This window comes from Austwickia sp. (assembly GCA_016699675.1).
In the GTDB taxonomy this organism is placed as follows: Bacteria; Actinomycetota; Actinomycetes; order Actinomycetales; family Dermatophilaceae; genus Austwickia.
In genome coordinates this window covers 1,536,952-1,559,785 of sequence record CP064985.1, presented here as the reverse complement: position 1 = coordinate 1,559,785, position 22,834 = coordinate 1,536,952, and the positions used below count along the sequence as shown (strand labels likewise).

At 72.4% G+C, this 22,834-nt stretch carries 21 protein-coding genes; 10 read left to right on the top strand and 11 right to left on the bottom strand.

The window, feature by feature from the left end; all coding sequences use genetic code 11:
• Positions 1-795: 795 nt before the first annotated feature.
• The gene (gene dnaA / locus IPK37_07130; GenBank protein QQS02116.1) at positions 796-2,223 is read right to left on the bottom strand and encodes a chromosomal replication initiator protein DnaA; all 1,428 of its coding nucleotides are present in this window, start codon (positions 2,221-2,223) and stop codon (positions 796-798) included.
• A gap of 546 nt (positions 2,224-2,769) precedes the next feature.
• Between dnaA and rpmH the strand changes: the two genes are divergently transcribed.
• The 7 genes from rpmH (at position 2,770) to IPK37_07095 (ending at position 7,676) form a co-directional block, all read left to right on the top strand.
• Positions 2,770-2,910, top strand: coding sequence for a 50S ribosomal protein L34 (gene rpmH / locus IPK37_07125; protein ID QQS02730.1), 141 nt, complete (start codon positions 2,770-2,772; stop codon positions 2,908-2,910).
• 11 nt (positions 2,911-2,921) lie between these two features.
• Positions 2,922-3,263, top strand: a complete 342-nt coding sequence (rnpA, locus tag IPK37_07120) for a ribonuclease P protein component (GenBank protein ID QQS02115.1) — start codon at positions 2,922-2,924, stop codon at positions 3,261-3,263.
• A 110-nt stretch (positions 3,264-3,373) separates the two neighbouring features.
• Positions 3,374-3,823, top strand: coding sequence for a membrane protein insertion efficiency factor YidD (gene yidD / locus IPK37_07115; protein ID QQS02729.1), 450 nt, complete (start codon positions 3,374-3,376; stop codon positions 3,821-3,823).
• Positions 3,823-4,854, top strand: a complete 1,032-nt coding sequence (gene yidC, locus IPK37_07110) for a membrane protein insertase YidC (GenBank protein QQS02114.1) — start codon at positions 3,823-3,825, stop codon at positions 4,852-4,854. The genes yidD and yidC overlap by 1 nt, the downstream gene beginning before the upstream one ends.
• Positions 4,855-5,345: 491 nt before the next feature.
• On the top strand, positions 5,346-5,786 hold the full coding sequence (locus IPK37_07105; protein ID QQS02728.1) for an RNA-binding protein: 441 nt from the start codon (positions 5,346-5,348) through the stop codon (positions 5,784-5,786).
• Positions 5,787-5,796: 10 nt separating this feature from the next.
• Positions 5,797-6,513, top strand: coding sequence for a 16S rRNA (guanine(527)-N(7))-methyltransferase RsmG (gene rsmG, locus IPK37_07100; protein QQS02113.1), 717 nt, complete (start codon positions 5,797-5,799; stop codon positions 6,511-6,513).
• Between the two features lie 257 nt (positions 6,514-6,770).
• Positions 6,771-7,676, top strand: a complete 906-nt coding sequence (locus IPK37_07095) for a hypothetical protein (protein ID QQS02112.1) — start codon at positions 6,771-6,773, stop codon at positions 7,674-7,676.
• Between the two features lie 377 nt (positions 7,677-8,053).
• On the opposite strand, the gene IPK37_07090 is transcribed toward IPK37_07095, so the two are convergent.
• Positions 8,054-8,365, bottom strand: a complete 312-nt coding sequence (locus IPK37_07090) for a hypothetical protein (GenBank protein QQS02111.1) — start codon at positions 8,363-8,365, stop codon at positions 8,054-8,056.
• A 15-nt stretch (positions 8,366-8,380) separates the two neighbouring features.
• Here IPK37_07090 and IPK37_07085 point away from each other — a divergent pair, with 15 nt between their 5' ends.
• The 3 genes from IPK37_07085 to IPK37_07075 are packed head-to-tail and all read left to right on the top strand — an operon-like array spanning position 8,381 to position 11,035.
• Positions 8,381-9,493 carry a ParA family protein gene (locus tag IPK37_07085; protein QQS02110.1) on the top strand — a complete coding sequence of 371 codons (1,113 nt, stop codon included), beginning with the start codon at positions 8,381-8,383 and terminating at the stop codon, positions 9,491-9,493.
• The gene (locus IPK37_07080; GenBank protein ID QQS02109.1) at positions 9,490-10,497 is read left to right on the top strand and encodes a ParB/RepB/Spo0J family partition protein; all 1,008 of its coding nucleotides are present in this window, start codon (positions 9,490-9,492) and stop codon (positions 10,495-10,497) included. Before IPK37_07085 ends, IPK37_07080 begins: the two co-directional genes overlap by 4 nt.
• The gene (locus IPK37_07075; GenBank protein QQS02108.1) at positions 10,460-11,035 is read left to right on the top strand and encodes an NUDIX domain-containing protein; all 576 of its coding nucleotides are present in this window, start codon (positions 10,460-10,462) and stop codon (positions 11,033-11,035) included. The genes IPK37_07080 and IPK37_07075 overlap by 38 nt, the downstream gene beginning before the upstream one ends.
• Before the next feature lie 24 nt (positions 11,036-11,059).
• Here the strand turns inward: IPK37_07075 and IPK37_07070 are convergent, their stop codons facing one another.
• The 9 genes from IPK37_07070 to IPK37_07030 all read right to left on the bottom strand — a co-directional run bounded on the left by IPK37_07070 (position 11,060) and on the right by IPK37_07030 (position 22,803).
• A complete protein-coding gene (locus IPK37_07070; protein ID QQS02107.1) occupies positions 11,060-12,370 on the bottom strand; it encodes a hypothetical protein in 1,311 nt (436 codons plus the stop codon).
• A 177-nt stretch (positions 12,371-12,547) separates the two neighbouring features.
• Positions 12,548-12,871, bottom strand: a complete 324-nt coding sequence (trxA, locus tag IPK37_07065) for a thioredoxin (GenBank protein ID QQS02106.1) — start codon at positions 12,869-12,871, stop codon at positions 12,548-12,550.
• A 103-nt stretch (positions 12,872-12,974) separates the two neighbouring features.
• Positions 12,975-13,994, bottom strand: coding sequence for a thioredoxin-disulfide reductase (gene trxB / locus IPK37_07060; protein ID QQS02105.1), 1,020 nt, complete (start codon positions 13,992-13,994; stop codon positions 12,975-12,977).
• Between the two features lie 207 nt (positions 13,995-14,201).
• Positions 14,202-14,903: a hypothetical protein gene (locus IPK37_07055; protein ID QQS02104.1), complete on the bottom strand. Its 702-nt coding sequence runs from the start codon at positions 14,901-14,903 to the stop codon at positions 14,202-14,204.
• Positions 14,904-15,223: 320 nt separating this feature from the next.
• Complete coding sequence (gene sigM / locus IPK37_07050) at positions 15,224-15,775, bottom strand: RNA polymerase sigma factor SigM (protein ID QQS02727.1); 552 nt, start codon at positions 15,773-15,775, stop codon at positions 15,224-15,226.
• 109 nt (positions 15,776-15,884) lie between these two features.
• Entirely contained in the window at positions 15,885-17,993 is a 2,109-nt protein-coding gene (locus tag IPK37_07045) for a hypothetical protein (protein QQS02103.1), read from the bottom strand.
• A gap of 211 nt (positions 17,994-18,204) precedes the next feature.
• The gene (gene murJ / locus IPK37_07040; GenBank protein ID QQS02102.1) at positions 18,205-19,908 is read right to left on the bottom strand and encodes a murein biosynthesis integral membrane protein MurJ; all 1,704 of its coding nucleotides are present in this window, start codon (positions 19,906-19,908) and stop codon (positions 18,205-18,207) included.
• A gap of 31 nt (positions 19,909-19,939) precedes the next feature.
• Positions 19,940-22,324, bottom strand: a complete 2,385-nt coding sequence (locus IPK37_07035) for a hypothetical protein (GenBank protein QQS02101.1) — start codon at positions 22,322-22,324, stop codon at positions 19,940-19,942.
• Positions 22,321-22,803, bottom strand: coding sequence for an NUDIX hydrolase (locus tag IPK37_07030; GenBank protein ID QQS02100.1), 483 nt, complete (start codon positions 22,801-22,803; stop codon positions 22,321-22,323). Before IPK37_07030 ends, IPK37_07035 begins: the two co-directional genes overlap by 4 nt.
• Positions 22,804-22,834: the final 31 nt, after the last annotated feature.

Genomic DNA, 22,834 nt, shown 5'->3' with positions numbered 1-22,834 from the left:
GCCGGCGCCGGGCACGGGCTGAACACGCGCCGTACGGCGGGTTGGCCGGCGAGTCTGCGCTGCGAATCCCACACCAGTCGCAAGAATGTGGCGATCCTGGCTCAGGTCCGCCGGTGTCGTGCCGATGGGTCGGGGGCAGGGTCTGTCCACACCCATCGTGCGGGTCTCGGATCTCTAGGTCCTCTCTCTCATCATCGTCATCACGGTTGTGGATCCTGGGGACAACGGCCGCCGGCCCAGGTGAGCGCAGGTTCGGCCGTGTGGGGCCGCGGTGGACGGTTCGGCCGCGGCGCAGCGCCGGATGGGGATGGCCGGGCGGGCATCCCCAGCGATCCCCGGTCGGTCCACCAGCGCTCCACAGCCCGGTGGCGGCCGTCCCCTGGTTATCCACGTGGGCCAGTCGGTCCGGCGAGATCCGCGTGGCGGGGCGTGCCGGCGATGGGAGCACTGCTCCGATCCACAGGTTTATCCACAGTTGTGTATGACGAACCCCCACGTCGCGCGCCCGTGACAGTGCGTAGCGAACGACGCCTCGGCCGCGGTCGTCCACATCTGTGCACAGCCATGTGGACAGGCGTCCCGGAATGCGGGCGGCAAGGTCAAGGACCGATTAGTACGCACGTATGACCAGCGCGAAGTCCGGCGTCTCCAGACCGGGCTCGGCGCCCACAAGCCGCCTCGCGGCTGTGGATAACTGAAGGAGCGGACACCGGGAAGGCGTCGCTCAGGTGGACGCCCGCAGGCGACGCCGTACGGCCACGTCGGCCGACGGACGGGCCGCGCGGCGCCGTACGGTCAGATCGACGACGTGCGGATGCGCGTCGTGAGCTCGGTGACCTGGTTGTAGACGCTGCGCTTCTCCGCCATCAGCGTGCGGATCTTGCGGTCGGCGTGCATGACGGTGGTGTGGTCGCGGTTGCCGAACTGCTGGCCGATCTTCGGCAGCGACAGGTCGGTGAGCTCACGACACAGATACATGGCGATCTGCCGAGCCGTCACCAGGACCCGGGAGCGGGACGTGCCGCAGAGGTCGTCCACAGAGAGACTGAAGTACTGGGCGGTCTGCGCCATGATGATCGCCGCGGTGATCTGGTTGCCGTTCCCGTCGGGCATCAAGTCCTTCAGGACGATCTCCGACAGGGACAGGTCCACCGGCTGACGGTTGAGGCTCGCGAAGGCGGTCACCCGGATCAGGGCGCCCTCGAGCTCGCGGATGTTGGTGGAGATGCGGCTCGCGATGAAGTCCAGCACCTCGTCCGGGATCGTCAGTCGTTCCTGGATCGCCTTCTTGCGCAGGATCGCGATGCGGGTCTCCAGGTCGGGCGGCTGGACGTCGGTCAACAGGCCCATCTCGAAGCGGGATCGCATCCGGTCCTCGAAGCCCTGCAGCATCTTCGGCGGGACGTCGCTGGTGATGACGACCTGCTTGTTGTTGTTGTGCAGGGTGTTGAAGGTGTGGAAGAACTCCTCCTGCGTCTGCAGCTTCCCGCCCAGGAACTGGATGTCGTCGATGAGCAGGACGTCGACCTCGCGGTAGCGCTTCTGGAAGCTCGCCGCCCGGTCATCGCGGATGGAGTTGATGAAGTCGTTGGTGAACTCCTCCGAGTTCACATACGTCACCCGCACGTTGGGATAGATCTGCCGGGCGTAGTGGCCGATGGCGTGCAGCAGGTGCGTCTTGCCCAGCCCGGAGTCGCCGTAGACGAACAGCGGGTTGTACGCCTCCGCGGGAGCCTCGGCGACGGCCACGGCGGCGGCGTGCGCGAACCGGTTGCTGGCGCCGATGACGAAGCTGTCGAAGGTGTACTTCGGGTTGAGCCGCGCCTCCCCGGCGTCCACCCGGCCGCGGGCCTCGGGCGGCGGCGTCGACCCGGACGGCGGCACCGCGCTCAGATGCCGCGGGCCTCCCGGGGGGTCCGCGGGGTCGAACGGTTCGGCCGGCTCCGGCACGGGAGGGAGGTCGGAGCGCAGCTCGGGGTTCACCGTGACCGCGATGGAGGTGTTCTCGCCGATGCGGGCGCTGAGGCCCTCGCACAGGTCCCGGCGGACGCGCGTCTCCACGACGTTCTTGGTGGAGTCGTCGGGCACCTCGATGATGGCGGTTCCCGAGAGCAGCCCGAGGAGTCGTGCCTGATGCAGGAAGGCGCGGTCGCGGGAGGTCAGTTCGAGCGACTCCAGGACGTCTCGCCAGATTGCGGCGTACGCCTCACTCGAGTCGGTCACGGTGGAAATCCCTGCTGGTAGGAGCTCTGTGCCCGAACGGGCAGGCTGTCATCGTACGCGCGGCCCGATGGTTCAGCCATTGCAGGGACACCGTTGTCCACAGCCTTGTCAACAGCATGCGTGTACACCCGCGAGCCGCCCCGCGGGGCGGGGCGGCGTGAGACGTGGCTGTGAAACTAACTCGCGATCGCGCTCGTGAGCAAACGCGCAGGCGAGGACTCCTCCCCGTCGGCGTGTCGGGGGCGTCGCCATGGCCACGGGATGCCACAGTTAACGGTTGCCTGGAGGCAGCGCCGCACCGCGCCGATTCGGGCCCCCAGGTGGTCTCGTGGTTTGACCCTGGTTCCGGGTCCCGTCTACCGTTGATCCCTGGCCCTGTTGGGCCGTCTTCGCATGCCCGTTCCCGGGCATCCCCGCTTGCTCCGGTCGCGCCGCGTCCGGGTCGCGGTCGCCGCCGGGAGTGGGCGTCCGATCGCGGCCGAACTGATCGCCACGCCCCTTCGTTCATCGTTGTGCCCTCGCTCGACCTGCCCTGGACCGGAGACCATCGTGACCAAGCGCACCTTCCAGCCGAACAACCGCCGCCGCGCCAAGACGCACGGCTTCCGTCACCGGATGGCGACCCGCGCGGGCCGCGCGATCCTGGCGGCGCGTCGTCGCAAGGGTCGCTCCGAGCTGTCCGCCTGAGCGCGCCGGACGTGCTCCCGGCGCGGCATCGGCTCCGCGCCGCCGAGGACTTTTCGGCGGCGGTTCGCAGCCGACGCTCCGGCAGCCCACGCGTTGTGGTGCATGCCCATCGGACCGACGCGAGGACGGAACTGCCGCCCCGCGTCGGTTTCGTCGTGTCCAAGAGCGTCGGCGGTGCGGTGGTCCGCAACCGGGTCAAGCGGCGCCTGCGGGCGTTGATGGCCGCTCGGTTGGTGCGGGTGCCCCAGGGGTACGACGTGGTCGTGCGCGCGAATCCCGCCGCCGCGAACGTCTCGTACGCCGAGCTGGGCGCAGACCTCGACCGGCTGCTGGCCCAGGTGGTTAGGCCGTGAGGGCCGCCGAGCGGGCTGGCCCCGCCTCAGCCGAGGCGCCGGCCGGCGCGCCAACCGACGCTTCAGGCGACGCGGCCCGCCCGGGCGGGGAGTCATCCCGTCCCGGCGTCCTGACCCGCGCGGCCACCTGGCCCCTGGAAATCCTGGTCGTGGCCTACCGGACGCTGATCTCGCCGCTGTTGCCGCCGTCGTGCCGGTTCTACCCCAGCTGTTCCACGTACGCGTTGACCGCGCTGCGCCGGTTCGGGCCGGTGATCGGCACGTGGCTCGTCGTACGACGTCTCGCGCATTGCCACCCGTGGACCTCCGGCGGCGTCGACCACGTCCCCCCGCGCGGCCCGCGCGGACTGCCCGATTGGCCCGCCTACCGCGCCGATGCCGCCCGACGAGAGGCCGAGTGGGCCTGCGCCGCGGGCGGTGTCGAGGACGCCGTACGCGATGATGACTGCCGGGCCGACCCGGCCGACGAACCGCATCCGCACGCGCAGCCGCACCAGCATCCGCGGCACGCGGACCCCGTGCGCAGACCTGAATCCCCCGTGAGACGAGGAATGCTCTGATGTCCTGGTATGACCAGCTGCTATGGCCGCTTCGGTGGGCGGTCGAGTGGGTGCTCGTGGGCTTCCACGCCCTCTTCACCAGCCTGGGCGCGCCGTCCGCCAGCGGGTGGACGTGGGCCTTCGCGATCGTGGGGCTCGTGCTCGTGGTGCGGGCGGCGCTCATCCCGCTGTTCGTCAAGCAGATCCAATCCTCCCGGCGGATGCAGCTCATCCAACCGGAGATGCAGAAGATCCAGGCGAAGTACAAGGGCCGCACGGACCCGGAGTCGCGTCAGGCGATGTCCGAGGAGACCATGGGCCTCTACAAGCGGACCGGGACCAACCCGTTCAGCTCGTGCATGCCGCTGCTCATCCAGATGCCGATCTTCTTCGCGTTGTTCAGCGTGCTGAACAACTTGGGGGCGGTGGCGACCGGGCGGATCCAGGCCGCCGGCCCGCTGACCGCCCAGCTTGCCGCCGAGGCCGAGGCCTCCTCGGTGCTCGGCGCTCCGTTGTCCAGCACGTTCATGAACACCGACGTCACCAGCACCAAGGTCCTCACGGTCGTGATGATCGTGCTGATGTCGGCCTCGCAGTTCTGGACCCAGCGGCAGCTGATGACGAAGAACATGCCGGCCTCGGCGCTGGACAACCCGTTCATGCAGCAGCAGAAGATCCTCATGTACGTGCTGCCGCTGATCTTCGCGGTGTCCGGCGTGAACTTCCCGATCGGCGTGCTCATCTACTGGCTGGTGTCGAACCTGTGGACGGCCGGTCAGCAGTACTTCGTGATCATGCGCATGCCCGCCCCCGGCAGCCAGGCCGAGAAGGACCTCGAGGCGCGCCGGCTGCGTAAGGGCAAGGAGCACAAGAAGTTCACGATCCCCGGGCTGCACCACGACAGCGACGACGCGGCGGCGACCGGCTCGACGGGCTCGGGAGCGACCGCCGCCGGTCCCGCTGGCTCCGATGGGGCCTCGCCGGTTCAGGACAGCCTCAGGCGACCCTCGGGTCAGCGGCAACAGCCCGTCCGGCGCAAGAAGAAGCGCTGATCGGCGACGCTCGCAGCCCGCAACCCCCGCGCCGCCGGCTTCCGGTGCAGGCAGCGCGCCCCCGTCCCCGCGAACGTACGGCGTTCGCGCAGCCGCAGGAGAACGACATGAGCGAACACGAAGCCACCACTCTGGACCCTGGGGTCGGCACCGACCCGGCCACGGAAGGCAATGCAGCCGCGACCGGGACCTCCGGGTCCGCTGACCCAGCGACCGCGTCCGGTGGCGATGCCATCCACGCCAGCGAGGCGGCGTCCGGGCCGGCGGAAGAGCCGACTGACGTCCTGGCCGGCAGCGATGCGGAAGCGCCCGGCGCGGCCGGCGCCGATGACCTCGGCGATGCCGCGGACGACTTCGGCGAGGACGACGACGACGGCGACGGCGACGATGAGGAGGGCGACGACGCCGACGGCACTCCGGGTGGGGCCGGCGAGCGGGCGCCGCGGGCCTCGACGCGCGACCGGACGGCCCAGCTCGAGCGCGAGGGCGAGGTGGCCGCGGACTTCCTCGAGCGGCTGCTGGACATCGCCGACCTCGACGGCGACATCGACGTGGATGTGGACGGCGACCGGGCCGCGGTGGCCATCGTCGACTCCGAGGACGGCCGGGTCCCGCGGCGACTGGTCGGCACCGACGGCAAGGTGTTGGAGGCCCTGCAGGAGCTGACCCGGCTCGCCGTGCAGGCGTCGACCGGTGACCGGTCCCGGTTGATGCTGGATGTGGCCGGGCATCGTGCGTCCCGGCGTCGGATCGTGCTGGGTGAGGCGCGGGAGGCGATCTCGCAGATCCGCGGCGGCGCGGAGAAGGTGGCCCTCGAGCCGATGACGGCCTTCGAGCGCAAGGTCGTTCACGACGAGATCCTCGCCGCCGGTTACGTCAGCGAGTCCGACGGGGTGGAGCCCCGCCGGTACGTGGTCGTCTACCCCAACTGAGCACTCGTCGATGACCGAGCCCGGCGGCGACGGCGCCAGCCCGTCGGCGGCGCCGCGCGCTCCCGCATCCGCCGCCGGCGTGTTCGGGGGCCGGCTCGAGCTGGCCGAGGCGTACGTCGCCGTGCTCGCCGACACCGGCGTACGGCATGGCCTCATCGGTCCCCGCGAAGTGCCCCGGCTGTGGGACCGGCACGTGCTCAACAGCGCCGTCGTGGCCGAGCTCGTGCCTGCGGGCGCGTCCGTCGTCGACGTCGGGTCGGGTGCCGGGCTGCCCGGGATCCCGCTGGCCATCGCGCGTCCGGACGTCCGTGTCGTGCTCGTGGAACCCCTGTTGCGGCGCACCCGGTGGCTGGACGTCGTCGTTGCGGAGGTGGGCCTACCGAACGTCGAGGTACGCCGGGCGCGCGCGGAGGCCCTGAAGGGGGCCATCGACGCAGACGTGGTGACCGCTCGGGCCGTCTCCCGGCTGGCCACGTTGGCCGACTGGTGCGCCCCGCTCCTGCGGACCGAGGGGGTCCTCCTCGCCCTGAAGGGCGCCGCGGCCGCCGAGGAGCTGGCGGTGGATCGGGCGGCGATGCGGGCCGCGGGCCTGGCGCGCGCGCAGATCGTTCTCGCCGGAGTCGGCGCGGTCGAGCCTGCGACCACCGTGGTGATGGCCACAAAGGTCGGGCGTGGCCCGGCAGCGCACGCCGGCAAGGCGGGCCGTCGGGCCCACCGACGTCCGTGACCGCGGCCGACCCGACTCCGTGCGGCAGCATCCGAACGTGCCCGAGCCGGCGGTCCCCCGGTATCAGCCCAGGCGGCTGATGCTCCTTCCTGGTACGCGACGACTGGCGTCGCGGAGGATCCAGGAGGCTTGTGATGGACTCAGCGGTTCACCGACCCCTTCGGCGACTGGTTGCACGCATCGCCGGCACCGCCCTCGTTGTCGGAGCTGTCGCGGGCGGCGCGACGACCGCTTCGGCGCAGGGAGACGTCCTGCCGGTGCCGGTCAACCAGGCGGCCGATGCCTACGCCTGGGGATACTCACCCAGCACACCGTCCTATGTCGTGACGGGCGCGTACGTGAAGAATCCGACCGGCGGCTCGACCACGATCTCTCGGGCCGGCACCGGTCGCTACACGATCACGTTCACCGGCATGAACTTCGCGCGCGGCAACGTTCAAGTCACTGCCTACGGCAACGCGAACGTGTGCAATGTCGTGAACTGGTACGGCGCCACGATCAACGTCGCGTGCCGCAATCCCGCCGGGGCTCCTGCCGACAGCCGGTTCAGCGCCATCTACCGCAATGCGTCCCTTCCCGCCTACGTCTGGGCGCACTCCGGGACAACGCCCACGTACGACGCGTCAAGCACGTACAGCAAGAACCCGAGCGGGCGCGCGGTGACCGTCCATCGCCTCGACGTCGGCCGGTATCGCGTGGTGTTCAACGGGTCGTCGATCGCCGGTGGCCAAGCGCACGTCACGGCGTATAACTCCGGCGCCTCCTGCGCGCTGCTCTCCTGGGGGGGCAGTGCCGCCGATGTGCAATGCCGAGACACCACCGGGCGCGCGGACACCGCGCTCTCGCTGTCCTGGACGAATCGCGCCGACGTCAACCGGGCGTTCGCCTACGCCCCCGCGACGCCGTCCTACGACGTCGCCCCCGCGTGGGGGTCGAACACGTCCGGGCGGCCGATCACCGTGACGCGCAGCGGCGTAGGCGCCTACCGAGTGCAGTTCCAAGGCACGTCGCTCCATGCCGGCAACGTGCAGGTGACGCCGTTCGGCGACCGCACGCGCTGCAACATCGCGTGGTGGAGCGGGGATTCTGCGAACGTGCGTTGCTACGCGGTCAACACGTCGATTCCGACGGACTCCCGCTTCACGGTCTCGCACCGGCCGTGACCCACCCGTTGCCCTGAGTGAGCGTTCGAGGACGGTCCCGCTGTCGTGGAGTCTGGCAGCGGGGCCATCCGTCCGGCTCATGGTGCACCGAGGATGGCGTGTCGGCGGGCGGTTCGGTGTGCTGCCTGTCGTGAGCTGCGGCGTGCGGTCTGGTAGGTCTCAGATGGCAAGAACGGTGCTGCCCCACGCTGTGGATATCCCGGGGCTCCCTGGTGGGCTGGAATACGGTAGAGCGACGCCCCACCCCCTGTGCGAAGGACTCCCTGATGCCGCATCGTGTCGTGCCCGGACTCGGATGGCCCGAGGTCAAACCGCTGGTCCGGGGTGCGCTGCGACAGCTGGGGTGGCCGGCCCACGGGAATCACAACGGTGATGTTTCACGTGAAACCACACCGATGTCGTTCTCGCCGAGCGCCGATGACACGTTCGAGGTACCGCCCGTCGAGGCGGCGGCGCACCAACCGCGGGTCGACGCTGGTGCCGCCGAGCCGGGGTTCGGCGAGACGAGCGTTGCTGCCCCGTGGTCCCCCGGAGCGGACGCTGATGACCCTGGCGTGGGTGCGGACGGGCTTGATGACGAGGAGCCGCCCGGCGATGGGGGGGTAGAGGGGGCGGAGGTTCTCGAGCCCGCCGGTGGCGAGGCGGAGGTTCTCGAGCAGGCGCCGCCGGCCGACGATGAGGCGGGCCATCTGGTCGACCTTCCCATGGATGATGGCGGCGACCGACCAGCCGACCTGAGCCGCGCCCTCGAGGCCGCCGTGGCGGCGGGCGTCGGGGAGGCCGCGATCGATGCGGCGGACGCCGCCCGAAGGGATGCCGACGGCCCGGGGGGTGTGGGCGGCGGCACGGAGCACGCGGTGCCCACGGTGACCCCCGCGCCCCCCGCGCCCGCTGAGGTCAGCACGCAGGAGCGCTCTGAGGCGACACCGCACCCGACGTACGACGGCCCGGCTGCCCCCCGGGACTACGCGACGACCACGATCTCCCGCGCCGAGCGGCGCGCCCCCGCGACGCTTCCCAAACCGGCCGCGCCGCGGATCATCACGGTCGCCAACCAGAAGGGTGGCGTCGGCAAGACCACCAGCGCGGTCAATCTGGCCGCGGGCCTCGCCCAGGCGGGCCTGCGCGTGCTGGTGATCGACACCGACCCCCAGGGCAACGCCAGCACGGCGCTAGGGATCGACCACCGACAGGGCGTCCCCAGCATCTACGAGGTGCTCGTCGAGGAGGTGCCCCTCGGCCAGGTGATCCAGGAGTGCCCGGACATCGTGGGCCTGTCGTGCGCGCCGGCGACCATCGACCTCGCGGGCGCGGAGATCGAACTCATCTCTTTCGTCGCCCGCGAGACCCGCCTGCAGCGCGCGGTCGCCGCATTCCTCGCCGAGGCGGGCGGGGACGCCCCGGACTACGTGCTGATCGACTGCCCGCCGAGCCTGGGGCTCCTCACGCTCAACGCGTTCGTCGCGGGCAGGGAAGTGCTGATCCCGATTCAGTGCGAGTACTACGCGCTGGAGGGCCTCTCGATGCTGCTCAAGAACATCGAGATGATCCAGCGGCACCTCAATCCCAATCTGCACCTCTCGGCGATCCTGCTGACGATGTTCGACGGGCGGACACGGCTGTCCTCGCAGGTGGCCGACGAGGTCCGGGACCACTTCCCGGAACTCGTCTTCAAGACCCGCGTGCCGCGATCCGTGCGGATCTCCGAGGCGCCGAGCCACGGACTGACGGTGATGACGTACGACCCGACGAGCACGGGCGCCCTCTCCTACGCGGAGGCGGCGGCGGAACTGGCCTGCATGGGAGGAGCACGATGACGGATCGGCGCCGGGGACTAGGACGCGGCCTGGGGGCCCTGATTCCGACGGGCCCGGTGGACGCCACACGGCCGTCGGACGTCTTCTTTCGCGAGCGGGAGCCGAACGACATCCGTGTTGTTTCACGTGAAACCACACCGATGTCATCCGCTCCCGCGTCGGATGTCGACGCGGGCCGAGAGGACGACGGCGGGCTGCGGGAGGTGCCCGGTGCTCGGTACGCCGAGGTCCCGGTCGATCTGATTCGCCCGAACCCCCGCCAGCCGCGGACCGTGTTCGACCCGGACGAGCTCAGCGAACTCGTGGCGAGCATCCGAGAACTCGGCGTGTTGCAGCCCGTCGTGGTTCGTCCGATGACCGACGGTGCCGGGGACTACGAGCTGGTCATGGGCGAGCGGCGGTGGCGCGCTGCGCGCGATGCCGGCCACGAGCGCGTGCCGGCCATCATCAAGGAGACCTCCGACGACGCGATGCTGCGCGACGCGTTGTTGGAGAACCTGCACCGCAGCCAGCTCAACGTGCTGGAGGAGGCGGCCGCCTACCAGCAGCTGCTGGACGACTTCGGCTGCACCCACGACGAACTGGCCACACGGATCGGCCGGTCGCGGCCCCAGATCAGCAACACCCTCCGGCTGTTGCGGCTCCCGCCGCTCGTGGCCCGACGGGTGGCCGCAGGGGTGCTCTCGGCCGGGCATGCCCGCGCCCTGCTCGGGCTGGAGGACGCGGCTGCGATGGAGCGCCTGGCCCAGCGAATCGTCGCCGAAGGGCTCTCGGTCCGCTCGGTGGAAGAGATCGTGGCGCTGGGTGGAGCCGCCGCGCCGAAGGAGCGCCGGCTCCGGGAGCCGACGCCCCGCGACGAGAGGCTCGATCAGGTGGCCTCGCGACTCTCCGACCGGTTCGATACCCGCGTCAGCGTGGCCATGGGCCAGCGCAAGGGCAAGCTCACGGTGGAGTTCGCCTCCCTCGATGACCTCGACCGGATCGTCGCCCTCCTCGATTCCTGAGCACGTCGGCCGCCCGGGGTTAGCGTTGAGGCATGATCGTCACTGCCAAGGCCGCGTCCCGGTGACCGAGCCGCGCTTCTGCCTCGTCCCCGCGGTGTACGTCGTGCTGCGGCGCCGCACCCACGGCCGGCGTGAGGTGCTGCTGCAGTTCCGGGACGGCACCGGTTTCATGGACAGGCACTGGGCGTGCGGGGCCGCCGGTCATGTCGAGGCCGGCGAGAGCCTCTTTCAGGCCGCCGTGCGCGAGGCCCGCGAGGAGCTCGACATCACCGTGACCCCGGACGACCTGGTGCCGTTGGTCGTGGTGCACCGCCGCCACGACGACGACGACCCGATCAACCAGCGCATCGACGTGTTCTTCGCCTGCGATACGTGGACCGGGGAGCCGCGGACGGTCGAGGCGGACAAGAGTTCCGACCTTCGCTGGTTCGACGTGGCCGATCTGCCCGAACCGGTCGTGCCGCATGAGGCCCGCGTCCTGCGCGCCCTCGCGGCGGGAGACCTGCCCCTGGTCGCGACGTACGGCTTCGACGACTGAGCGGCACCCGTCCGGGGGCCTCGCTCAGGACCGCAGCCACGCCGAGACGGCGTCGTGCACGCGGGGGTGGTTCAGGAGCGCCTGGTGGCCGAGCCCGGGAAGGACGACGATCTCGTCGGCACGGCCCTCGGAGGGGTCCGCGCCGGGCCCGCTCGGGTCGCTCGATTCGCTCGCCGCGCCGAGGAGGTGGCGGGGTACCGGAACCATGCCATCGCCCAGTCGGTCCGCCAACGCGAGGGGCCACGGCCACAGCGATCCGTGGACGACAAGCCGCCGCCCGGGACTGCCGGCCGGTCTGGGCCCCAGGGCGTTCGCCAGGTCCTCCATCCCCTGGCTACGGAGGCGCAACACGTCATCGAGCCACAGCGCCTGCGGGACCATCGCCGCCGACCGCGCTACCGTGCCCGCCATCCGGGCCAGCGGGGCTCCCTCCGCGGGGGAACCCAGCGTGATAACCCCCGAAACCAAGGGGGTCCATGAGGGGTCCGCGAGGTCGAGGGCGACGTGAATGACGAGTCCACCCATGGAGTGCCCGACGAGCAGGATGTCTTCGACGGCACCCGGCCAGGCCGCCACCACCTCCGCGAGGAGACCCGCGAGCCTCGCGCCATTGCCGGCGATGGACGCCCCGGAGTTGTACCGGACCACCAGCGGCTGGTAGCCGAACTCCGCCAGCAGCAGCGGCAGGGTGGCCGGCCGTCCGGGCGGCATCCGATCGGTCCGGGTGGACCAGCAGCTCTCGTCCTCGACGACGCCGTGCACGAAGACGGCGAGGCGACGGTCCCCGGTCCCGTACGCGGCCTCCAGCGCCGCGCGGGTGGGCGGCACGTCGGCGCCGCCCATCCGCAGGGTCATCGACAACGTCAGGGTCGAACCCTCGCGGATGAGCCGGTCGCCCACCACGCCGTTGACGGCGGCGAGCCAGCGCGCGGCCCGAGGGGTGTCGAGGAGGGCGGCGTCTCCCCGAGGCGCCGACGGTGTCTCGGGCGGGGTGGCGGCGGTCGGCGCGTCACCGGGCGTGGGGTCAGCGGGAGAAGCGTCACCCGAGGGTGGCTCCGGCGATGCGCCCGAACCCTTCGCGGTCACCCGGGCGGCGGCCCCGTGGGCGACCACCGCCGTCGCGGTCGTGAGTCCCAGGTCCACCGCGGCGTACACGCCTCGGGTCAGCCCCCGCTGGAGGTGCCGGATGGGTGCCACGGCGGGGCCCACGACGGCCTCCACGAGGTCGTACGTCGCGTCGGTGACGCCCTCCTGCGTACGACGTACGGTGCGAGCGATGCTCGCAGCTGTCGCGCCGACCAGTTGGACGGCGTCGCGGGCTTCCCATGGGCGCATGAGGTCGGTCTACCAGCCTGCGGCGATGCCCGCGAGGTGCGCCGGGTTCGGAGAGCGCGACGCGCCGCACGGACAAGGCACCGGGAGCGGTGCTCGCATCACCTGCAGAACGACCGAACGATGGCCAACGTCCATTCGAGCGGCCGTCTCGGCGCGCCTCACCGCTCCCCGTCCGCCTCAGAGGAACTCCGCGAGCTCCTTGAGCATCATCGGCTTCGGGCGCGCCCCGGTGATGGACTTGACGACCTCGCCGCCGGAGTAGACGTTCATGGTGGGGATGCTGACGATCCCGTACTGGGCGGCGGTCTTCTGGTTCGCCTCGATGTCGAGCTTGACGATCTTGAGCTTGTCGCCGTGCTCCGCCGCGATCTCCTCCAGAATTGGCGCGATCTTGCGGCACGGCCCGCACCACTCGGCCCAGAAGTCCACGAGGACGGGCAGGTCGCTCTTCAGGACGTCCTGCTCGAACGTCGCGTCGGTGGTCTGGGGTACGGCTCCCATGAGATGTCCTTTCGGGTGGATGCAGCGAATGGCAGCGGGTGCTTTGCGGCCGCGGGGCGTCGGACGGCGTGACGACTTCAGCCGTGGTCAGCCCGGCCAGAGATCAGCGGGACTGGGCCGCCTCGGCGGGACGGGCCTGGCCCTCGGGTGCGGTCTCGGCCGCGGCCGGTGCCGGGGCGCCCGCGGACTCCCGTGCGGCGAGGTAGCGCTCGGCGTCGAGGGCCGCTGCGCAGCCGGAGCCGGCCGCGGTGATGGCCTGTCGGTAGGTGTGGTCGACGAGGTCGCCGCACGCGAACACCCCGGGCAGGTTGGTGAGGGTGGAGCGCTCACGGCACACGACGTACCCGGCTTCGTCCAAGCTGACCTGGCCCTTGATCAGCTCGTTGCGGGGGTCGTGGCCGATCGCGACGAACACGCCGGTCACGGCGAGTTCCCGCTCGGCCCCGGTCTCGGTGTCGCGCAGCGTGACCCCCGTGACCTTGGGGTCGCCGTGGATGGCGCTGACCGCGGAGTTCCACGCGAACGTGATCTTGGGGTCGGCGGCGGCCCGCTCGGCCATGATCTTGCTCGCGCGCAGCTCGCCGCGGCGGTGGACCAGCGTGACCGACCGGGCGAACTTCGTCAGGAACGTGGCCTCCTCGACCGCCGAGTCGCCGCCGCCGACCACGACGATGTCCTGGTCGCGGAAGAAGAACCCGTCGCAGGTGGCACACCAGCTGACACCCCGCCCGGAGAGGCGCTTCTCGTCCGGAAGGCCGAGCTCGCGGTACGCCGAACCCATGGCCAGGATGACCGCCTCGGCGCGGTGCTGGGCGCCGGAGCCGTCCGTCACGACCTTGACGTCACCGCCGAGATCCAGCGCCGTGACGTCGTCCGCGACGAGCTCGGCGCCGAAACGCTCGGCCTGGGCGCGCATGTTCTCCATGAGGTCGGGGCCCATGATGCCCTCGGGGAAGCCCGGGAAGTTCTCGACCTCGGTGGTGTTCATCAGCGCCCCGCCGGCCGTGACCGAGCCGGTGAACACCAGCGGCTTCAGGTTGGCGCGGGCCGCGTAGACCGCCGCCGTGTATCCCGCCGGGCCGGAACCGACGATGATGACGCTGCGGACGTCCGCCTCTGACATGCCTACTCCTTCGCCGCGTGCGGCGTATCGCACGCTTCGTTTCACCGGTCGTACGGGGTCGTACGGGGTCGTACGGGTCACCTGGGGGCGGAACGCCGCCCCGGGATCGATCATTCCAGGCGGTGGCGCGGGGCGCGGCTCGGTCGGCGCGCTGGCGCGCCTCGCCACGGCACGTCCGACCGGCGTCCGCGGGTGAACCGGGGCGGGTCAGAGGGCGTAGGGGCCGGTCACCAGGTCGGGGCTGCCGGTGGTGCACTCGCGTTTCACCACGCGGACCTCGTCGTGGTCGCCGTGCCGGGTCACGATGACGGCGACCGGTCGACCGTCGTACGTCGCGAGGTCGACCACCGCCTGCGCGTCGCCGCGCAGGTCGAGGGCGGCCAGGCACGATGCCAGCCCCGTCGGCGTGGCGATCGGGCCGAGATGGGGGGCTTCCGCCGCCAGGTCGGGGATGGCGAGCGGCGGCGCGGCGACGAGGGCCGCCGCCTGGTCCCGGAGGGTGGCGCTCTGGTAGTTCGTGCGGGTCTGGACGAAGCGCTGGGCGCCCGACAGGCCGTTCTGGGCGGAGCCTCCCGCGCGGCTGCTGGGGCCGGGGGAGGGCTCGGTCGCGCCGGGCGACGCGGCGGCAGGAGCCGTCGTGGGGTTGGTCGGGGAGGCACTGACAGCCCCCGCGGACCCGCCGGCCAGCCCGAGGAACGCCGGGGTGAGTCCGCCCGTGCCGGCGAGCAGCCCGCCGCCGACCAGCAGGGCCAGCGCGGCGACGGCGGCCACCCGGAGCCAGGGGCTCTGCCCGGACCTGGGGTGGCGACCGGCGAACAACGCGTACGACACCCGGTCGTCCGACGCCCCGGTGCGGTCGGCCTCCTCGCGCAGGGAGGCGTTGATGCGCTCCACCAGGTCGGCGGGCATCGGGCCAGGCTCCGGCAGCGACGACAGGAGGGCGTGCACCCCGGTGGGATCATCGACATGGTGCTCGCGGCGGGCCCGGAGCTGGGCCCCCTCGTCGCCGTCGACGCCTCCCTCGCCGCGGCCGTCGTCGCCGTGGGGGCCTGACGACTTCGGGTGTTCCGGGCTGATCATCGTCACCTCGACTCGTGCACAGACTCATTCCGTCGTGGGCGGGGCCCGGTGCGGGCGGACCGCGGCCAGGGCGGTGGGTTCGAAGGTTTCGACGCGCGACGCCTCCCGGAGGTTCCCTCCCGGCGCCACGCCGTACGCCGTACGCGCGGCTACTCGCCCACCAGGAGGCTCCGCAACTGGGGCGCGAGGGCGGCCCTGGCGCGCGAGCACCGCGACTTGATGGTCCCCTCGGCGACGCTCAGCACCGCCGCCGCCTCCGTGACCGACAGCCCGTGCATGTCGACCAGAACCAGAGCGGCGGCCTGACCCTCGGGCAGGGTGCGCAGGGCCTCCCGCACCGCCAGGCCTACCTCGACGGCGTGCGGGCCGTCCCGCCGGTCGGCGAGCACTGCTTGCGGGACGTCGTCGAGGTCCGTGGTGGCCCGGACCCGCCGGAGCCGGTCCAGGCACGCGTTCACGACGATGCGGTGCAACCACGTGGTGACCTGGGCATCTCCGCGGAAGGAGTCCGCTCGGCGGAACGCCGACAGGAAGGCCTCCTGGACCGCATCGGCGGCCATCTCCCGGTCTCCGGTCGTCCGCATCGCGACCGCCCACATGCGGTCGCGGTGCCGCCGGAACAGCTCGGCGAACGCCTCCGGGTGGCCGGCGCAGTGCGCCGCCAGGAGGTCCCGGTCGTCGGCGGCACGGACGTCCAGCACGGCGCCCGTCACGATGCGTCCCCGCCCTGGTGCGCCCGACGATGTCGCATGTCAACCGTTCTTTCCCCGTGACCGCCCCCGTCCCGACCGGCGGCGCCTAAGTCACGCATCATCCCATGGGAGCGATCTCCGCAAGGGTCGCTCGGAAGCCGCCGCCGTCGCGCGGCGCCTTCGTGAACAGGACGATGACGTACGGCGCCTCGGGCGCGCCGCTGAGCTGAATCTCCTGCGCGCCGGTCGCGTCGGTGAACTCGCCGACCTTCGTCGCCCCCGCGATCCGGGCGTCCGGTCCCACGTAGATGGCGCCGGACTGGCCGGGACTGGCGGGGAAGGTGAGCTTGACGGACCGCAGCGCGACGGAGCGCTCCAGCCGGAAGGCCAGTCCGACGCTCCTGGCCTCGGTGCCGTCCCAGCGTGGACCGGAGCGGTACATCTCGGACTGCCAGCGGGTGTCGGGGTTCCCGTCGTACGCCCGCGGGATCTGCGCGTCGTTCTCCCCATCGCGACCGACCGGGTCGATCGATTCGCCCCGCAGGATGTTGAGGGGCGTCGGTCCGGTCGGTGCCGCCGTCGCCGACCGGGCGGCCGAGCTGGCCGGGGTGCCGGAGCTGGTCGCCGCAGCGCTGGCCACCGACTCCGTCGTGCGGCCCAGCCCGCGGACCACCACGAACATCGCGATGAGCAGCGCGAGCGCGACGAACCCCGCCACGCTGGCCAGGACGACGTTGGCGTGGGTACCCGGCCGCTCGTGCGGGTCAAGCATCCGCATGAGAGGGCCAGGCGCCTCGGCATCGGTCTCGTCGGGGATGTCCGCAAGGCGGACCGCCTGCGCGTCCGCGCGCTCGCGTTCGGCGCGCTCCGCGGCCACCCGGGCCCGCACTTCTTCGGTCTTGAGCTGGGCTTTCTCGGCGGCGTTGCGGGCCATCGTGCCGAGGCGTCCGGCGACTTCGCCCGCCGCGGTGGCCCCGGCTGCCGCGCTCGCCGCGACGGCGAGCGCGGCCGTCTTCGCGGCGCTCCGCGCGTCCCGAGGCTCGCCGGTGTCGTCCGCAGCGGGTCCGTCGGGCGCGTCGGCCTCGTCGGCCGCGGTGGGTACGCCGGGGGAGGCAGGTACGCCGGGGGCGCTGACGATCTCGGGCTCGTGCGTCGACGGTTGCGGCTCCGGCTGCTGGTCCGGCTCGGCCGCGGGTGCCGACGGCTGGTGGTCCGGCTCCGGCGTGAGAGCCGCCGGCGCTTGCACCGGCTGCTGTTCCGGGAGCTCTTCCGCTTCAGCGTCGGGCGCAGTGTCGTCCGCGAGCTCAACGGGCGCGGTGTCGGTGACCGGCTCGACGGGTGCAGTGTCGGCGACCGGCTCGACGGGCGGGGCGTCGGTGACCGGCAGGATGGGCAGGTCGGCGGCGTCCGGGCGGTGCGAGGTCGGGTCCGGCCGCAGCGCCAGGTGGTCCAGGGAGGTCTCGCGCAGCGACGCCCGCCAGGGGGTCAGTTCCGCAATGAGCTGCTCGGGGCTCGCGGGCCCGCCCTCGCCGTTGAGGCCCACCCGGCACAACTGGTCCAGGTCCGCGGGGACCCCTGCCGTGAGCTCCGAGGGTGCCGGCACGCCGCCGACGATGTGCGGGGCGGGCAGGATGCCGGGCACCTCGGTCGGCAGCGGCCAGCGGGTCGTCAGGGCGTAGTACCCGATCGCCAACAGGCCCAGCGCGTCGAGCTGCTCGGCCCGGTCGATGGGGGGTTCGGCGACGCCCTCCAGGGCCCGCACCGTGCCCAGCCCGCTCACCTTGATGTCCCCGGCGGGGGTGACGAGCACGGAGTACGGCGTGAGGCGCAGGTGATGCATCCCCCGGCGGGACGCGACGGCCAGGGCGGCGGCGGCCTCACCGACGACCGTGCGGGCCTGGTCCCCGGTGAGCGGGTTCTCCTCGACGACATCGACCAGGGTGCCGGCGCCGGAGTGATGCTCCTCGACGATCCAGGACAGGTGGCCGGAGGTGCCGACGTCGAGAATGCGCACCAGCCGCGGGTCCTGCACGTGCGCGGCCCGGCGCGCCGCGTCGAGGATGGCCGGCGAGGTCGACGCGGTCGCGGAGAAGAGCGTGAGCGTCACCTCGACGTGCGTCGCCGCGTCCGTCGCGCTCCACGCCTCGACGCCGTCCGCGGAGGCGAGTCGGCGCTCGTTGAGGGTGTATCGACCACCGATGGTGCGGCCGGGCGCTACGTCCTGCACGCCAGCTCCTTTGTCGCGAAAGGCACCCTGAGCGGCGCCGCTGTCGTCGTCCGAGTCAGTCTAGGGCGAACGCCCGTTCGCCCCCGTGACCCTCGAGGCGCGTCGCGCCGAGCTGTCCGAGGCCCGTACCCTCGCTGCCGACCTGGCTGACGAAACCCGGCTGGCCGACGAAGCCGACCCGGCTATCGCAGCCGTTCTGGCGGCCCCGCTGTCAGCGACTGCTGGTGCGTCGGGACGTCCCCCGCCGACCCAGGCGGCGCTGCAGCGGGGCGAGTAGCTCGGTCAGCTCGCGCAGGTGCAGCCACCGGCCGGCCGCGAGGTAGACGACGGCGAACACGCCACCGCCCAGGAGCAGCGTGAGCACGGCGCACAGCCGGTTCGGCGCGACGGCCTGGAGGATGCCGACCACCAGGAGCGTCCACAACCCGGCGACCAGCGACGCGAACAGTGCTCGCGTCCAGGTCTCGGCGACGTCCATGAGCCGCATCCCGCCAAGCTGGGCCGCCACCCACTTCAGGCCGACGACGGCCGCGACCACGTCGGAGACCGTGGCCCCCACGGCCACCCCGACGGCGCGGAGCTCCGGCGGCGCGAGCAGCGCCAAGAGCGCGCCGGCCGCGAACACCACGGCCGCGATCAGCGAGAGGTAGAACGGCGCGCGCGCGTCCTCGAAGGCATAGAACGCCCGCTGCACCAGGAAGAACACCCCGAACGGCAGCAGCGCCAGCACCAGCACCATGAAGACCTGCGCGAGCTGGCGGGTGTCCTCCATCGGGTTGCCCCAGAAGACGACCGCGGTGCCGGCGTTCGCCAGGCACAGCCCCGCGACCGTCGTCGGAATCGTCGCCACGCCGATCAGCCGCAGGCCGCGCCGGAGCTGCGCGCGCATCCCCGGCATGTCGCGCCGGGCCGCCGCGCTCGACAGGGCCGTGAACAGGGCCGTCGCGAGTGAGACGGAGATCAGCCCGTGCGGGGTCATGAACAGGAAGAAGGCGCTGTCGTAGCCCAGCCGGCCGACGCCCTCGCCGTGCACCGAGGTCAGGACCTGCGAGGCCACCGCGAGCGCCGCCTGCGTGACCGCGATCCCCGCGACGGTCCAGGCGGCCACCCGGCCCGCTGTACCCAATCCGACCCCGCGGAACCCGAACCGCGGCCGGTAGCGCCAGCCGGACCGCAGGAGCGGGATCAGCAGCACCAGGGCCTGCAACGCCACGCCGACCGTGAGCGACCCGCCCACCAGGGCGATCATCGGTCCGGTCCAGTCCTCGACGGCCCGGCCCTTGCCGGGGTAGAGCACCATGAACGTGCCCAGCCCCACGAGCCAGACCACGTTGCACAGGGCGGGTGCCCAGCCGTAGGCGCCGAATCGGTTCCGCGCGTTGAGGACCTGACCGAGGACGGCGTACAGGCCGTAGAAGAACACCGCGGGGAGGACGACGTACGCGAAGCTCACCGACAGATCGAACGTCGCGCCCGGCCACTCGTCCTTCCCGTGCGGCGCGAAAAGCCAGACGAGCGCGGGGGCCAGTGGTACGGCGAGCACGGTGGCGCCGGCCATGATGAGCAGGGAGAGGGTGATGAGGCGGTCGACGTACTCGACCCCGCCGTCCTCCCGCTCCGCCGCCCGCGTCAGCTGCGGCACGAAGACCGCGTTGATCACGCCGGCCGCCAGCAGCATGTAGACCGTGGTCGGGAGCGTGTTGGCCACTGTGAACGCGTCGCCGGCCGCCGTGACGATGCCGAAGATGCCGGCGATCATCGTCGTGCGGATCACGCCCAGCACCCGGGACACCAGGCTGCCCGACGCCATCAGCATGCTGCCGCGGGCCACCGCGTCCTTGGCGCGGGGCTCCTCGGTCGGGTCGGGTGCGGGGGTCCGGGCGACGGTGTCCTCGGCGCTCGTCTCGGTGCTCATCCGAGGTCCCTGTCGAGGTTCGTTTCGAGGCTCATTCGAGGTCGATCTCCTCAAGATCCTGCGCGCTGACGCGGGGACGGTTCCGGCGGATGGTCCGGAACAGGCCGACGAGGAAGACAGCGCCGGCCGCGCCGCCGATCCCGAGGACGAGCCAGCCGGTGCTCGGCTGCACCTGCACCGTGAGGGTCGCGTCCTGCGCCCCGAGCCTAGTGCCGTCCGGCGAAGTGACCTGAGCCGACACGACGGTCGGCCCGGCGGCGAGCGCCTCGACGGGCACCTTCACGGTGGCGCGGCTGCGGGCCGCGATGGACAACACGTACGGCGTGCTGGGCAGCCGCAGCCGCGTCATCCGGCCGTGCGGGATCAGCCGCAGCTGGACGTCGTGGACATCCACGTCGAGGCCGTTGACGACCGTGAACGCCAACGTGCCGGAGTCGGCGAAGAAGTTGACCGGGCTGGGTTCGATGACGGCGACCCCGGAGAGCAGGCCGTCTACCCGGGTGCGAACCCCGGTCCGCGCCGCCTCCCAGCCGGCCTCCTGGCCGCGCCACCGCGTCGAGAGCAGGCTGGTCACGGCCTGGCGCGCCGCGACCGCGGTCGTGGCGTCCGGCGGGAGGATCTGGCCGAGGCCGTCGAGCCGGCGCAGATCGGTCTCGACGGTGTCCACCGCCTGGTCATCGAGGGGGGAGCCGCCCGACGGGAAGGGATCCGGGCGGCTGGCGGCGTCGTCCGGCGCCAGGGCGGCCGGCGCCGCGGGCTCGCGGGTCGCCGCCACCAGCTCGTCGGTGGGCGTGGTCCGCAGCCAGGGCGTGCTGTCCGCCGTGCGCAGCAGCGCCGCCAACGTCGTCGGTTCGGGGTCCACGTCGCGCGGGGCGAGGGCGAGGAGCCGCCGGGATCGACCCGGGAACTCCTGCAGGATCGTCATCGTCTCCGCGAGGAACCGCTGCGTCAGCCCCGGCCCGGCGCTCGCGGGGGCGCCCGCCGAGTTGGCGAGGAGCCGGCTCAGCGTCTCGTCGTACGCCAGGACCGCCGGCCCGTCGCTGAACTTGCGGGCCGCATCGCCGGTCCAGCCGGGCTCCTGGCTGTCGGCGAGCGGCAGGACGAGGGGGCCGGTCCAGCTGGGCCCGTACGCCGCGGCCACGCGCCGCACCTGATCCGTGCCGATCGCGCCGTGGGGCCACGCGACCCGAGTCAGCGACGCCGGGGAGAGTCGGGTCGCCACGCGGCCGTCGTCGCCGACCACCCGGGCCAGGGTCGAGGCCGCTACGTCCTCGTGCAGCAGCTCGGAGACGTCCGGGTCCTCGGTCGGCAGCGACCAGATCGGATGGGTGCTCGCCAGCGTCGCGAGCCGACCCGCGAACGCCTCGCGGGCCGGGCTGGGCGGCGGGGTCGTGCTCGCGCCGGGGGTGGGGGTCGGGGCAGCGGGCGTCGACGCGGTGGGACGGGTCGTGCCGGTGGTGCTGCCGGTGGCCGGCGCAGACCCGATGCCGGACCCGGTGCCGGTGGCCGCCGGCGAGCCCGGAGCGGTCGGGGCGGTTCGGGTGGGGCTCGGCGCGAGGACGGCGGGGTCCACGATGTACGTCACCTGCGTCCCCGCCGTACCGGCCAGGATCCGATCCAGTCGCGACCCGGTCGCGGTCACCCTGCTCCACGCGGCCTCGGTCGCCGCGGGCGACCCGCCGCTGAGCGCCGGGTCCGGGTCGGGCGTGAGGGGCATGGCCACCGAGAAGTCCAGCGGCTCGTACTCCTTGCGCCGCTCGAACGGCAGGTACGTGCGGATGGTGGCGGAGGCCGGCCCCTCGGCGGCCTGGACGAGGAGCGGGAACACGCCGTACGGCGCCCCCTGGCCGAGCGTCTCCGCCCGGATCGTCAGGTGCACGGTGGCGCTGGCTCCGGGGGCGAGGGTGGGGACGGGTACGGCGTCGCTGATGGGCGTCGTCGCGCCGTAGTCGATGGGGGCGTCGAGGTCGGCTCGGGTCGTCAGCTGGGCACCGACCCGCGCCTGCAGGGTGGGCGCGGTGCTGGTCAGGCCCTGGTTGGTGAGGGTGACGTCGAGGCCGCTCGTCGTGCCGGGGGTCGCGATCGCCGGTCGGAGCTGGCCGAGCGTGAGGGTGAGGGGGGCTTCGCCGATCGTGCGGGGGAGCAGCTCGGGGTACGGGAGTGTGCGTTCCCCGTCGGCCGCGGCGGGGCGGCCGACCACCATGGCGGCCGGGGCGCCTGCAGAGCCCGCCGACGGGCCGGCGCCAGTCCCGTGCACCTCCCAGGTGGCCGAGCTCGTGGCGGCGGCCGGGATGCCGTCCGGCGAGCCGCACGCCGACGTGGGGAGGAGCACCGCCGCGGTCAGCGCCAGGGACCATCCGGCGCGGCGGACGCGCGCACCGGCCGCTGTCCTGGCTCGCCGTGGCTGGGGCGTCATCGCTGGCCAGCCAGCCTCTCCCACGCGAGGCGTGCGATTCGGCGTTCGTTGGGGAAGGTGAGGCGCTCGTGCACCGACGTCAGCGGGAACCACTTGACGTCGATGGCTTCCCGGTCGGGGTCGTTCTCCACCGTCAGTTCCCCGCCGATGGCCTCGAGCAGGTAGTGGTGGACGATCTTGTGCACCCGCTTCTCCTGGGTGCTGAACCAGTAGTCGATGGTGCCCAACACCGTGAGCACTCGCCCCTCGATGCCGGTCTCCTCCGCGACCTCCCGGGCCGCGGTCTGCTCGAGCGTCTCGTCACCCTCCTGGTGACCCTTCGGCAGACACCACTCGACCCGGCCCGCGCGGTTGCGGCGGGCGATGACGGCAATGCGGGCCTGACCTTCCCAAACGTCCACGACGATGCCGCCGGCCGACGTCTCCGACACGGCCGGAAGCCGCCGAGGCAGGCGGTCCGGGCGCGGGGAGGCGGTCATCCTGTCACTGTATCCGGCGCCCCTGCCGGGA